General features: G+C 64.2%; 10 protein-coding genes. 4 read left to right on the forward strand and 6 right to left on the reverse strand.

Going from position 1 to position 12,835, the window contains the following annotated elements; all coding sequences use genetic code 11:
• Positions 1 to 558: 558 nt before the first annotated feature.
• The 5 genes from JN302_RS20730 to JN302_RS20750 all read right to left on the reverse strand — a co-directional run bounded on the left by JN302_RS20730 (position 559) and on the right by JN302_RS20750 (position 6,188).
• Positions 559 to 2,040 (reverse strand): ABC transporter substrate-binding protein, encoded by a 1,482-nt coding sequence (locus tag JN302_RS20730; protein ID WP_202328841.1) that lies wholly within the window; start codon positions 2,038 to 2,040, stop codon positions 559 to 561.
• A 131-nt stretch (positions 2,041 to 2,171) separates the two neighbouring features.
• Complete coding sequence (locus JN302_RS20735; RefSeq protein ID WP_202328843.1) at positions 2,172 to 3,467, reverse strand: acetylornithine deacetylase/succinyl-diaminopimelate desuccinylase family protein; 1,296 nt, start codon at positions 3,465 to 3,467, stop codon at positions 2,172 to 2,174.
• Positions 3,468 to 3,575: 108 nt separating this feature from the next.
• The gene (locus JN302_RS20740; RefSeq protein WP_202304605.1) at positions 3,576 to 4,076 is read right to left on the reverse strand and encodes a RidA family protein; all 501 of its coding nucleotides are present in this window, start codon (positions 4,074 to 4,076) and stop codon (positions 3,576 to 3,578) included.
• 59 nt (positions 4,077 to 4,135) lie between these two features.
• Positions 4,136 to 4,540, reverse strand: a complete 405-nt coding sequence (locus JN302_RS20745) for a c-type cytochrome (protein ID WP_202304607.1) — start codon at positions 4,538 to 4,540, stop codon at positions 4,136 to 4,138.
• Positions 4,541 to 4,586: 46 nt separating this feature from the next.
• Entirely contained in the window at positions 4,587 to 6,188 is a 1,602-nt protein-coding gene (locus JN302_RS20750) for a flavin monoamine oxidase family protein (RefSeq protein ID WP_202304609.1), read from the reverse strand.
• Positions 6,189 to 6,487: 299 nt separating this feature from the next.
• On the opposite strand from JN302_RS20750, the gene JN302_RS20755 reads away from it, so the two are divergent.
• From JN302_RS20755 to JN302_RS20770, 4 genes are all read left to right on the forward strand, one after another.
• Positions 6,488 to 6,913: a L,D-transpeptidase gene (locus tag JN302_RS20755; protein ID WP_202304610.1), complete on the forward strand. Its 426-nt coding sequence runs from the start codon at positions 6,488 to 6,490 to the stop codon at positions 6,911 to 6,913.
• A 137-nt stretch (positions 6,914 to 7,050) separates the two neighbouring features.
• A complete protein-coding gene (locus JN302_RS20760; protein WP_202328845.1) occupies positions 7,051 to 9,897 on the forward strand; it encodes a molybdopterin oxidoreductase family protein in 2,847 nt (948 codons plus the stop codon).
• A complete protein-coding gene (locus tag JN302_RS20765) occupies positions 9,894 to 10,661 on the forward strand; it encodes a 4Fe-4S dicluster domain-containing protein (RefSeq protein WP_202328847.1) in 768 nt (255 codons plus the stop codon). Before JN302_RS20760 ends, JN302_RS20765 begins: the two co-directional genes overlap by 4 nt.
• A gap of 244 nt (positions 10,662 to 10,905) precedes the next feature.
• The gene (locus JN302_RS20770) at positions 10,906 to 11,823 is read left to right on the forward strand and encodes a dimethyl sulfoxide reductase anchor subunit family protein (RefSeq protein WP_202304614.1); all 918 of its coding nucleotides are present in this window, start codon (positions 10,906 to 10,908) and stop codon (positions 11,821 to 11,823) included.
• A gap of 55 nt (positions 11,824 to 11,878) precedes the next feature.
• On the opposite strand, the gene JN302_RS20775 is transcribed toward JN302_RS20770, so the two are convergent.
• The gene (locus tag JN302_RS20775) at positions 11,879 to 12,832 is read right to left on the reverse strand and encodes a lipid A biosynthesis lauroyl acyltransferase (protein ID WP_202328849.1); all 954 of its coding nucleotides are present in this window, start codon (positions 12,830 to 12,832) and stop codon (positions 11,879 to 11,881) included.
• Positions 12,833 to 12,835: the final 3 nt, after the last annotated feature.

A 12,835-nucleotide genomic window follows, 5' to 3' on the forward strand; every position in this document is an offset into this window, starting at 1 on the left:
ACGGACTCGGCAACGCCGAGCTGGGCCCGTCATCCGCCTGCCGACACCCTCTCCGCGCATTGCGCTACGGCAGCACACGTCGCGAAAGTACCCCTCATCCGACCGCGCTTTCGCGCGGCCACCTTCTCCCACAAGGGGAGAAGGGAAGGCTCCCGCAACGTCGCAGCTAATCGCATAAGTTGACGATTTGAAGGGCCGGCCAAGCCAGGCTCCAACCTTCTCCCCTTGTGGGAGAAGGTGGCCTCGCCCCAAAGGGCGAGGTCGGATGAGGGGTACTTTCGCGATGTGTGCGTCCCATAACCGCATTGCGGGGAGAAGATCGATGTCGCCACGGGCTTCGCCAATCGTCAGCATAGCAGATTGAACGCCGTCACTGCGGCAGGCGGTCTTCTCCCCGCAATGCGGGGAGAAGGTGCCGGCAGGCAGATGAGGGGCGGCGCCGACGCCTGGGAAAGAGCTCCTCATCCGACAGGCGAATATGTGCGCGCGTCTCCCCCGGATCGGGGGAGACGGCCGGCAGACCGGAGAAAGGTAGTTTCGCATGCTTACCAAGAGACGTCAGTCGACCCATTTCACCTTGGTAAGGTCGTTGGCCTGGATGGGCGAGTTCTCCCAGAGCCCTTCCAGCTTGGCATCCCATATGCCGATCTTGGGCAGTTCGAACAGGAAGCCGTTGACCGCATCGTCGGCCAGGATCTTCTGCGCCTGCTTATAGAGTTCCATCCGCTTGGCCTCGTCCGAGGTCAGATCGAGTTCTTCGATCACCTTGTCGAAGGCAGGGTTGTCATAGTTGAAGTAATAGTCCTTGCGGGAATAGATACCGATGTCGTTCGGCTCGGTGTGCGAGACGATCGTCAAGTCGTAGTCCTTGTTCTTGAAGACTTGGCTCAGCCAGTCCGCCCATTCCACCGGAATGATCTCGAGATCAATGCCGATCTCGCGCAGTTCCGAGGCGATCACCTGTCCGCCGTCGCGGGCATAGGCGACCGGCGGCAGCTTGAGGGTCGCCTTGACGCCGTTCTCGAGGCCGGCCTCCTTCATCAGTTCCTTGGCCTTGGCGACGTCGTGAGGATAGGTGCTGGTGAGGTCGACATAGGCGGCATTGGCCGGGGAGAAATGCGAACCGATCGGCGTGCCCAGGCCGGAGGATGCAGCGTCCATGATCGCCTTGCGGTCGAGGGCATGGGCGATCGCCTGACGGACCTTCAGATTGTCGAAGGGCGGCTTCTTGTTGTTGGTCGACAGGATGGTCTCGCCTTCGGTCGCGCCGATCACCACCTTGAAGCGCGGATCGGCCTGGATCTGCGGCAGCGCGTCGCCCACCCCGACATTCGGGAAGGCCTGGACGTCGCCGGAAAGCAGAGCGGGAATGGCGGCGGCCGCATCGGGAACGATCCTGAATTCGGCCTTCTCCAGCGCCACCGGTTCACCCCAGTAGTCGGTGTTCCTGACCAGGGTGATCGCGGAGCCCTTGGCCCAGTTGTCGAACTTGAACGGACCGGTGCCGATAGGCTTGTCCTTGTTGGTTTCGGCCGATTCCGGCGCGACGATCACCGCGTCACCCCAGCCCATATTGTAGAGGAAGGAGCCTTGCGGCTGCTTGAGCGTGACCTTCACCGTTGCGGGGTCGACGACCTCGACCGTATCGATCGCCGCGAACAGGGCCTTTTGAGCGTTTGTCGAATTGTCGGCCCGTGCCCGGTCGAGCGAGAACTTCACGTCGTCGGCGTTGAAGTCGCTGCCGTCATGGAACTTCACCCCGGTGCGAAGCTTGAAGGTGTAGACCTTGCCGTCGTCCGAAATGGTCCAGCCTTCCGCCAGCGCCGGCAGCACCTCGCCCTTGGAGCCGATTCGGGTCAGGCCTTCGAAGACGTTCGCGTAGAGCACCTCGTCGATTGCCGCTGCAGCACCCGCCGTCGGATCGAGATGCGGCGGCTCGAGCGTGATGCCGAGAACGAGGTCGGTGCGTGCGGCGAAGGCCGCCGTGCTCGACGCGAGCGCCAGCGCGGTCGCCGCGAGAATGGTCTTCCAAGCTTTCATAACCTAACTCCCCAAGTATGAATGGCGCGATTGAAGCCGGAATTTCGGTCGGAGTAAATCGCTGATATCGCGCGGCCCGCCGGGCGGGCGAAATCGCTTTCCATTTCGCCCGAACCGTGTGGTCACGCCGATCAGTTCGCCTTGGAAGACAGGCCCGAGCCGCCGCGTAGCAGGACGTCGAGGCCGATCGCCATGACCTTGGCCGATTCGACCATGTCGGTGATGCCGACCCATTCGTCGGGACGGTGCGCCAGGTCCAGGATGCCAGGCCCGTAGGCGATGCAGTCATAGATGTGGCCGATGCGGGCGACGTGTTTCTGATCGTAGGTGCCAGGGGAGATCACATAGTCTGGCTCGCGGTCGAAGATTTCGCGGATGCCTTGCGCCACCGCGGTGACGACCGGCGCGTCGCGCTCCGTCATGGTCGGCTGGACCTCCATCAGGTCGCGCAGCTTGTAGTCGAATTTTGGCCGCTCACGCTTCAGACGTTCGAGGATCGACGTGACCTCGCCCTTCACCTCGGCGATGTCCTCCTCGAGCAGGAACCGACGGTCGATGGTGAGCCGGCACCAGTCCGGCACATTGGGCGAGGGGAGGCCCGGCCGGAAATCCTCGGTCTGCCCGCCATGAATCGAGTTGATGTTCATGGTCGAGCGCCGCGCGCCTTCAGGCACCACGGGCATCCGGGTGTGCTTGCGGTCGAGGGCCGGGAACAGTTCGGCTTCGAAGGCAGCGAGCACTGCACCCATGTGACGCACGGCATTGTCGCCCAGGAATGGCATCGAGCCATGCGCGATCTCGCCCTTGGTCTCGATCTCCGCCCACCACACGCCGCGATGGCCGAGGCAGATGCGATCCTTGTTGAGCGGCTCGGGGATGATGACGTGATCGACACGCGGCTTCGAGAAATAGCCCTTGCCGGCAAGATAGGCGACGCCGCCGAAGCCGCCCGATTCCTCGTCCACGGTTCCCGAGATTTCGATGGCACCGGAGAAATCGGGATTGACACGAATGAAGGCCTCGGCCGCGATGATCGAGGCGGCGAGGCCGCCCTTCATGTCGCAGGCGCCGCGGCCATAGACCCGGCCGTCCCTGACCACGCCGCCAAAGGGATCGACGGTCCAGCCTTCTCCGGCCTCGACCACGTCGATATGCGAGTTGAAATGCACCGTCGGTCCGGGTCCGCGTCCGTCGAAGCGGGCCACGACATTGGTGCGCGGATAGCGATCGGTGTCGCCGGGCGTGCCTTCTCCACGGACGAACTCCACGCCGAAGCCCTGCTTCCTCAGGCGTTCTCCGATGTATTCGGCGCAGGGCGTGTAGGCTTCGCCCGGAGGGTTCACGGTCGGAAAGCGGATGAGGTCGGCCGTGAGCTCGACCAGGTCGTCTACCTGGCCGTCAATCGTTTCGAAGAGCTTGTCGTACATTCCAAAAACCTTGCGGCGAGGCGCGGCCGGCGGCGCCTTGCGCGGATTCCATTGCGGCTGGTGAGAGCCTGGCGCCTGCGCATTCAGGGCACGGGCACTTCAGCTTCGTCAGGGCCGGACGGCCGTTACCTCTATCTCGACCAGAAAGCCGGGATTGACAAGCCCCGCCACCTGCATAGCCGATCGTGAGGGCAGGTTCGGTTGTTCCTTGGTTCCGAAGAACTTGACATAACCCTCCATGAAACCCGCGAAATCCATCTTGCCGCCCTTGGCGGGATCGCCGACCAGGAAGACCTGCATCTTGACGACGTCGCCCATCGTCAAGCCGAGCCCCTGGAGTGTCCTGTCGATCGCCTTCAGCACGGTCTCGGTCTGTGTTCTGGTGTCGCCATAGGCCGCCACGCTGTTCTTGTCGGCCTTTTCGTCGATTGCGGTCGGCACCGCGCCGCTGACATAGACGGTCGTCTTCCCGGCCGGGACCTCGACCGCCTGCGCGATCGGGAAATCGGAGTTCGGGATCCTGTGGCGCACGACCTCGTCGGCCAGTGCGCCGCTGGCGGCAAAAAGGCCGGCAGCCAGCGTGGCGGCGGCGATCCGCGAATTCTTCATGTTGCATGCTCCTTCTATCGATGAGTGAGGGGAAACCGGCACGCCGGATCCTGTCGCCTCTACCGGGCGTCGGCAACGTCCTGCGCCGACACCTCGTCCGTGTAGTCGTTGCCGAAATGGGTCCTGACATAGTTGACCACGGCGGCGACCTGCTCGTCGCTCATCATCTGGCCAACGGGCGGCATGCCTTTCAACCCATGCAGGATCACATAGACCGGGTATCCGCCGGCCTCCAGGTTCTCATTCTTGGCGAGCGCCGGATATTTGCCGGCACCCACCGCGCCCTGCGCCTGGTCCATATGGCATGCCGTGCAGACATTGGCATAAAGTGCCTCTCCGGTCTGCTGGCTGAACTTGTCGCCCTGGCTGACGGTGACGCCGGCCGAATCTGCCAAGGCGCCGGAGCCGGCGCAGGCCGCGAACGCCAAGGCAAGGCCTATGCGTGCGGAAGTGTGCTGGGTCATGACATCCCTCGCTGTCTGAGTCGCGGAAAATCGCGTCGACACGGCGTCAACCCGAGACGACACGCTGGTGCAGGCGGGTTATGGCGTCGAGCGACGACAGGATCGCGCCTTCCATCCAGGCCGGTATGTAGGAAGCGTGCTCGCCCGCGAGCACGATGCGCCCGTCGATCTGGCAGAGATTGTCGTAGTGCTCCTTGCGTGCCTCGTCCGTCCAGTCGCCGGCGCAGCCGAGCGTGAAGGGCGATCGGTGCCAAGCTACCGCGATGCCGTTCTCGAACTCGTCCTTGTACTGGGGGTGGATCTGGGAACCGTATTCCACCGCGCGCTTGACCCGCTCTTCCGGCGCCATGGACGTGAATTCGTAGGAATTCGGCCCGTTCCAAGTGTAGCAGCCGAGCAGAACGCCCTTGCCGCCCTTGTTGAAACCGGTGCTGGGATAGGAGATCTGGGTGATCGGCAGGTCCGTGTAGCTGACGCCCCCGAAGATCAGATCGTCCTCTTCCCAGAAGCGGCGCTTGAACTGGAGGCCGACCTTGACCGAAGACACATAGGGCACGGCCTCTATCGCCGCCTGCATCGGCGCCGACACGTTGATCTCGATCTGGCTGAGGATGCTCAGCGGGATCGTGCACACGCACCAGTCGGCACTTGCCTGCTTGGTCGAGCCGGGGTTCCTGGTCTCCTCGTAGGTCACCGTGACGCCCTTGTCGTCCTGCGCGATCCTGGTGACCTTGGCGCCATACTGGATGAGGTCGCCGACCTCCCTGGCAAAGGCCTTGCCGATCATGTCGATGCCGCCGACCGGCTGGAACATGGTGGTCTGGAATTCGTAGAGCGCGAAATTGGCCAGGCTGTCCCAGAGCCCGGAGCTCAATATGTCGGCAAGCGCGATCGGCTTGCCGGGCACGGGCGCCGCGCCCAGGCCGCCGCCAGGGTCTTTCGCAAAACCGCGAAACTCCGCCGTATGCAGGCTTTCCCTGTAGGCGTAATCCTTGTCGAGGGCACCCCAGGAGCGCAGCGCCTCCAGCAGCATCTCCTGGTCCTGCCTGGTCACGTCTCCTTCGAGTGCGCCCTTCTGGGTCACTTTGGCCAGAAGCTCGGATACGTGGCCCCGGAAGTCCGTCTTGATCTCGCGGACGCGCTGCGGCTTGCCGCCAAAGGCCTTGCTGGAATGCAGAAAGGCGTTGTGGTTGAGTTGCTGGAAGGGCTCCAGGGTCACGCCGAGCCGCCGACAATAGGCAAGCAGCCCGTTGTGGTGATACGGAATGCGCCAAGGGCCCGGATTGATGTAGAGGCCTTCGTCGAATTCGCACTTCTGGGTCGCACCGCCCAGTTCGGTATAGGTGTCGCCGCCGCGCAAGGTCCAGTTCCGGCCGCCGGCGCGCTCGTTGTATTCAAGGATCTGCACCTTGTAGCCGGCCTGGCGCAACTCAAGGGCGGCCGTCATGCCCGCAAGGCCGGCACCGAGGATCAGCACCGAGGCACCCTTCGGGTCCCCTTCGAGCTTGACCGGTCCCTTGTAGCCCGACTCCTGCGCGAGCCCGAGGCTGGACATCGCCTGATACATGGCGGCGGTGCCAGCCGTCAGCCCGATCAGCGACAGCAACTGACGCCGGCTCAGGCCGGCAAGTGCTCCATCATGTTGCATTTTGATCCTTTCCGGCAGTGCCTCGCATGGTGATCACGCCGCGCCGACCGGAACAGCCTCGCTGTCTTCCAGGGGCGTGATCGGAGACTATGCCTGTCCTCCACCCTGTCAATGGAAGTCGCCGCGATGGCGCAATCCTCGGTTGCTCCGTGGCGCAAAGTCTCCCGACGCAATGGCGCAACTTCCGGGCGGTTCAATCGTTATTGTTGCGTATTCGCCACAGAATATTTACCCCGTGTAGAGATTTTTGCCGCTTCTTCCGAAATGGACGAAAAGCTTGGGAAGAAAGGTTCATTTGAATGTACAAGATACTATTCATGGCGGCTGCTCTGGCCTTTTCTGGAATTTCGACGGAAGCCTACTCGGCGGGTCTCGTCGCCAGGATCAATGTTTCGACACAGACCATGACCGTCACGAAACATGGCCGCATCATCCATACCTGGCGCGTTTCGACGGCTCGCAAGGGGTATGTCACGCCGCGCGGCACCTGGCGGCCGACCCGGCTCCACAAGATGTGGCGCTCGCGCAAATACGACAATTCGCCGATGCCCTATTCGGTGTTCTACCATGGCGGCTATGCCATCCACGGGACCAATGCCGTGTCGCGGCTCGGATCGCCCGCCTCGCATGGCTGCGTCAGGCTCGACACGCAGAACGCGGCGCGCTTCTACGCGCTGGTCAAGGAGTTCGGGCCGGGCAACACACGCATCATCGTGTCGAACTGACGATCTCCGCGCAAGGGTGCCGGCCGGCCGCCGGCGCTCATGTCGACACGTTGGGGTGCAGCGGCGTGGATTGACGCCTTCGGCCATTTCCTTTCGCGGGTCCGCTCTGTAGGACTCGGGCGCAGGGAGCATCGCAGATGGATACCGACTCGCGCGTGGCGCTGTCCAAGCCGGTAGGCGACGAAGTGCGCAAGACCACGTGCTACATGTGTGCATGCCGTTGCGGCATCGACGTCCACATCAAGGACGGCAAGATCCGCTACATCGAAGGCAATCGCGATCACCCCGTGAACCGCGGCGTGCTCTGTGCCAAGGGTTCCGCCGGCATCATGCAGCATTACGCGCCCGCGCGGCTGCGCGCGCCGCTGCTGCGGACCGGCCCGCGCGGCTCGGGCACGTTCAGGGAGATCTCCTGGGAAGAGGCGCTGTCGCTCGCCACGACCTGGTTGGGCGAGGTGCGCCAGTCCGACCCGAAGAAGCTCGCCTTCTTCACGGGGCGCGACCAGTCGCAGTCGCTGACGGGCTTCTGGGCGCAGCAGTTCGGTACCCCCAACTATGCCGCTCATGGCGGCTTCTGCTCGGTCAATATGGCGGCAGCCGGCATCATGACCATCGGCGGAGCCTTCTGGGAATTCGGCGCGCCCGATTGGGACCGGACCCGCCTCTTCGTGCTGTTCGGCGTCGCGGAGGATCATGATTCCAACCCGATCAAGATCGGCATCTCGAAGCTCAAGCAGCGCGGCGCGCGTTTCGTCTCGGTCAATCCGGTGCGCACCGGCTACTCCGCCGTGGCCGACAACTGGATCGGAATCCGGCCTGGAACCGACGGGCTGTTGATCCTGGCGCTCGTCCATGAGCTCCTTCGGGCACGCAGGATCGATGTCGACTATCTCGTCCGCTATTCGAACGCGCCCTGGCTGGTCATCGACGCACCCGATACGGCCGAGCACGGGCTGTTCGCGCGCGACACCGAGGGCAGGGCGCTGGTCTACGAGACCGTGACGGAAAGGATCGTCCCGCATGGCACCAAAGGGGCGCATTCCGCCCTGTCGGGACGCTACCAGCTCGAGGATGGCCGTTTCGCGGCGCCATCGTTCCAGTTGCTCGCCGAGAAGTATCTCGATCCCAGATATGCGCCGGAGGCCGTCGCGGCCGAGACGGGCGTCGCGGCCGAGACCATTCGCGGACTGGCCGCCGAGATCGCGCGCGTGGCCTTCGAGGAGACGATCACCGTCGACCAGTCGTGGACCGACGTGCACGGCGTCCATCACGAAACCTTCGTGGGCCGTCCGGTCTCCTTCCACGCCATGCGCGGCATCTCGGCGCATTCGAATGGGTTCCAGACGGCACGCGCGCTTCACATGCTGCAGGTGTTGATCGGCGCCGTCGACTGTCCCGGCGGGTTCCGTTTCGAGCCGCCTTATCCGAAGCCCCTCGAGGCCCATCCGACGCCGCATGGCAAGGCCGAGCATTTCGGCTCGAACAAGCCGCTGTCGGGGCCGCATCTCGGCTTTCCACGCGGGCCGGAAGACCTGCTCGTCGACGCCGAGGGCAAGCCGACCCGCATCGACAAGGCCTTTTCCTGGGATGCGCCGGTCTCGGCCCATGGCCTCATGCATATGGTCATCGCCAACGCCCATGCCGGCGATCCCTATCCGGTGGACGTGCTGTTCCTCTACATGGCCAACATGGCCTGGAACTCGTCGATGAACACGGCGGGCGTGATCCGGATGCTGGAGGACAAGGATCCTGAGACGGACGAATATCGCATCCCGAGGATCATCTATTCCGACGCCTATGCCTCGGAGATGGTCGCCTATGCCGACCTCGTCCTGCCCGACACGACCTATCTGGAGCGGCACGACTGCATCTCGCTGCTCGACCGGCCGATCTCGGAGCCCGATGCCGTGCAGGATGCGATCCGCTGGCCGGTCGTCGAGCCCGATCGCGACGTTCGCGGTTTCCAGACGGTGCTGCTCGATCTCGGCGCACGGCTGAGACTGCCGGGCTTCGTCGACAGCAGGGGCAAGGCGATCTATGCCGACTATGCCGATTATATCGTCCGCCACGAGCGGCGCCCCGGCATCGGTCCGCTGGCGGGGTTCCGGGGCGTCAAGGGCGACCGTGCGGGGCGCGGGGCGGCCAATCCGGACCAGTTGAAGCGCTACATCGAGAATGGGTCGTTCTTCTCCGTGCATATCCCGCTCGAGGCGCAGTTCTTCAAGCACGCCAACCAGGCGTACCAGGACTTCGCCGTCAGCATGGGCTTCTTCGACAAGCCGCAGCCCGTAACCTTCCAGCTCTATTCCGAGACGCTGCAGAAATTCCGCCTGTCCGCCGAAGGGCTTCGCGCGCCCTTGGCGCCGGAGGCATACCGGCAGCGTATCCTCGGCGCCTTCCATTCGCTCCCCGAATGGTACCGCCCGCTGGAGGAGGCCGCATTGGGCGAGGGGGATTTTCCCTATCACGCGATCACGCAGCGGCCGGCGGCGATGTATCACTCCTGGGGGTCCATGAACGCCTGGCTGCGCCAGATTCACACCCGCAACGTGCTCTATGTGCCCGGAGCGATCTGCGAGGCGCATGGCCTGAAGGACGGAGACTGGGCCTGGGTGATCTCGCATCACGGGCGCATCAAGGTCGAGATCGCGCGCAGCGACGCGATCAATCGCGACACGATGTGGACCTGGAATGCGATCGGCAAGCGCTCGGGCGCCTGGGCTCTGGACCGCGACGTGCCGGAAGCGCGCAAGGGCTTCCTGGTGAACCATCTCATCCATGAGCTGTTGCCGCCGAAAGGCGACGGCCAGCGCTGGTCGAATTCCGACCCGGTCACCGGTCAGGCGGCCTGGTACGACCTGCGCGTGCGGATCGAGAAGGCCGAGCCGGCCGAAATAAGCGAGCCGCATCTGCCCGAACTGTCGGAGCCTGATCTCGGAAACCGGCCGAACGAATTGCGCTACGGGCAGGAGTGGGCCGAATGACCAGCCTGCCGGCCGCGCGATCGCCGAGGAAGCTCGGGCTGGTCATCGACCTCGACGTCTGCGTCGGCTGCCATGCCTGCGTCGTGTCCTGCAAGGAGTGGAACACCGGTGGCTATGGCAGCGCGCTATCCGACCAGCATCCTTACGGCGCCGATGTCTCGGGCGCCTGGCTCAATCGGGTCCATAGTTTCGAAGTGGTGCCCGAAGGCGGCGAGATCGTTGGAGAAGCGGGGCAGGCCCGCATCGTGCATTTCCCCAAATCCTGCCTTCATTGCGAAGACGCGCCCTGCGTGACCGTGTGCCCGACGGGCGCGTCCTATAAACGCGATGCCGACGGCATCGTGCTGGTGGACGAGGACAAGTGCATCGGCTGCGGGCTCTGCGCCTGGGCCTGCCCCTATGGCGCCCGCGAGATGGACGTCGCCGCCGGCGTGATGAAAAAATGCACGCTCTGCATCGACCGGATCTACAACGAGACGCTGGCGGAGGTGGACCGGATTCCTTCCTGCGTTCGTACATGTCCGGCCAATGCCCGCCATTTCGGCGATCTCGGTGACCCTGCCTCGGCCGTCTCCGTCATGGTCAGCGAGCGCGGCGGCATGGATCTGATGCCGGAGCAGGGAACGAGACCGGTCAACAAGTACCTTCCGCCGCGGCCACGCAAGCCACTCGCCGCCAGCGCCTCCTCGCTGCCGCTCGCCGAAAACACGGAAGGCGCAAAGGGCTTCTTCGCATGGCTCGACGGCATGCTGGACCGGATTTGATGGCGATCATGCATTTCAGTACGGCGCTCTATGTTGCCCCCCTCTGTCCTGCCGGACATCTCCCCCACAAGGGGGGAGATTGGCCGGCCGCCCGGCTTTCGCCAATCTGCAACGTTCCTGGATGGGCGAGAGGCCGGAGACAGCCGATCTCCCCCCTTGTGGGGGAGATGTCCGGCAGGACAGAGGGGGGCGCGAAGGAACGCGACGCCAGCCGGCATTCTTTCCTCTCGTCAGCCGGTTAGCCATGCATCCCGCACCCTCCATCATCGTCTTCACCACGTTTTCAGGCCTCGGCTACGGGCTGGCGGCAGTGCTCGGGCTCGGCCTGCTCGACCCGGCCGCGACCTCGACGGGCATTGCCCATATCCTTGCGCTTCTGCTGATCGCCGCGGGGCTTTCGTCGTCGACACTGCATCTCGGAAATCCGCAGCGCGCCTGGCGGGCCTTCTCGCAATGGCGGTCGAGCTGGCTGTCACGCGAAGGGGTGATGTCGATCCTGACCTTCGTGCCGCTGGTATGGTCGGCCTGGGCGTCGGTGTTCGAGGGACGCTACTTCTGGTTCCATGGCCTGCTGGGCTCGCTGCTGTCGGCGGGCACGGTCTACTGCACGGCCATGATCTATGCCTCGCTGAAGTCGGTCGATGCCTGGCACACGCCCCTGACGCCGGCGTGTTATCTGCTGTTCGCCGCGGCCGGAGGGGCAATGCTGGCCGGTGTCTTCGCGGTAGCAGGCGGATCGATGGCCGTGCCGATGCTTGCGGCCGCGCTGGTTCTCCTCGTTGCGGCCTGGGTCGCCAAGATCCTATGGTGGCGGCGCCTCGATGGGCTGACGCCGTTGTCGACGCCGGAAAGCGCGACCGGGCTGGGCTTCATCGGCCGCGTGCATCTGTTCGAGCGGCCGCATGTCAACGAGAACTACCTGACGCGCGAGATGGGTTTTCGCGTCGCCCGCAAACATGCCGCCAAGCTGCGGCGCCTCGCGCTTGCACTCGGCGGGTTCGCGCCGGCGTTGTTTCTTATCCTGGGGATTGTGACGGGAGGGGGCGTCGCCATTGCGCTCTCCAGTGCCGCCGCGATCTCCTTTCTCGCCGGGGTGCTTGTCGAACGTTGGCTGTTCTTCGCAAGCGCTCGCCACGCCGTGATGAACTACTACGGCGGCTGAGCGCTGCATGCTCGTCTTTTTCCCGAAACCGCCGCACGCTGTCGGGCGAGCTCCTTCAGGCTGATCGCGGGGCCGGCCTGCGCTTCGGGCCGGCCATGTTCCAACGCTTGTGGAACCACATCCACTGGCCGGGGTTCTCGCGGACCCAGCTCTCCACCACGTCGTTGAGGAGCTGCGTGGTCCGGCTTACGTCCACCTGACCCGTCTCGTCGCGCGGCAGATCGAGCTTTTCGTCGAGCACGAGGCGGAAGCGGTTGCCGGGTAGCCGCATGCAATGGGCCGGGTAGACGTCGCAATCGAACTGGCGGGCGAGCTTGGGCACCAGCGGGCTGGTCTCGCATTTGCGGCCGAAGAAGGTGGTGGGCACACCATGCGCGAATTTCTGGTCGACGAGGACGCCGACATTGCCGCCGGCATCCAGGATACGGGCCAGAGCGAGCGCGGCGCCGGCGCGGGAGGCGAGCAGGTCGCCCATCGCCGACTTGCGCGTCTCCGAAACATAGTCGGCGATGAAGGGGTTGTTGGGCGCCCGGAACATCGCGGTCACCTTCAGGCCGAAGGTGGCCGCCGCCACAGGCAACAACTCGAAATTCCCGATATGGCCGGTGAAGATGATATGCGGCCTGTTCTCCGCCGCGATGCGCTCGAAGATCTCGATGCCCGAAACCTCGATCCGGCCGGGCGGTTCCTTGAATGGCACGAAGTCGAAAAGCTGCTCGATGAAGATATATTCGGCCGCGAGCCGCGCCATGTTGCCCCACATGTCGGAGGCGATCTGCTGGATCTCTTCCTCGCTCTTTTCGGGGTAGGCCTGCCGCAGATTGTTGAGCGCGACGCGATGGCGGCCGAACCACGGGCCGACCCGGCGCGCGAAGCGGTCGGCGAAGTTGAGCGCCTTGTCCGCGGGCAACCGCTTCAATACGGCCAGACCGAAACGGGCGAACTGGGCGACCATCCAGTGATTGAGCAATCTCAACCGCTGAAGGATGCGGATCGTCAGGGGCCTCATCTA

This window comes from Mesorhizobium sp. L-8-3 (genome assembly GCF_016756615.1).
In the GTDB taxonomy this organism is placed as follows: domain Bacteria; phylum Pseudomonadota; class Alphaproteobacteria; order Rhizobiales; family Rhizobiaceae.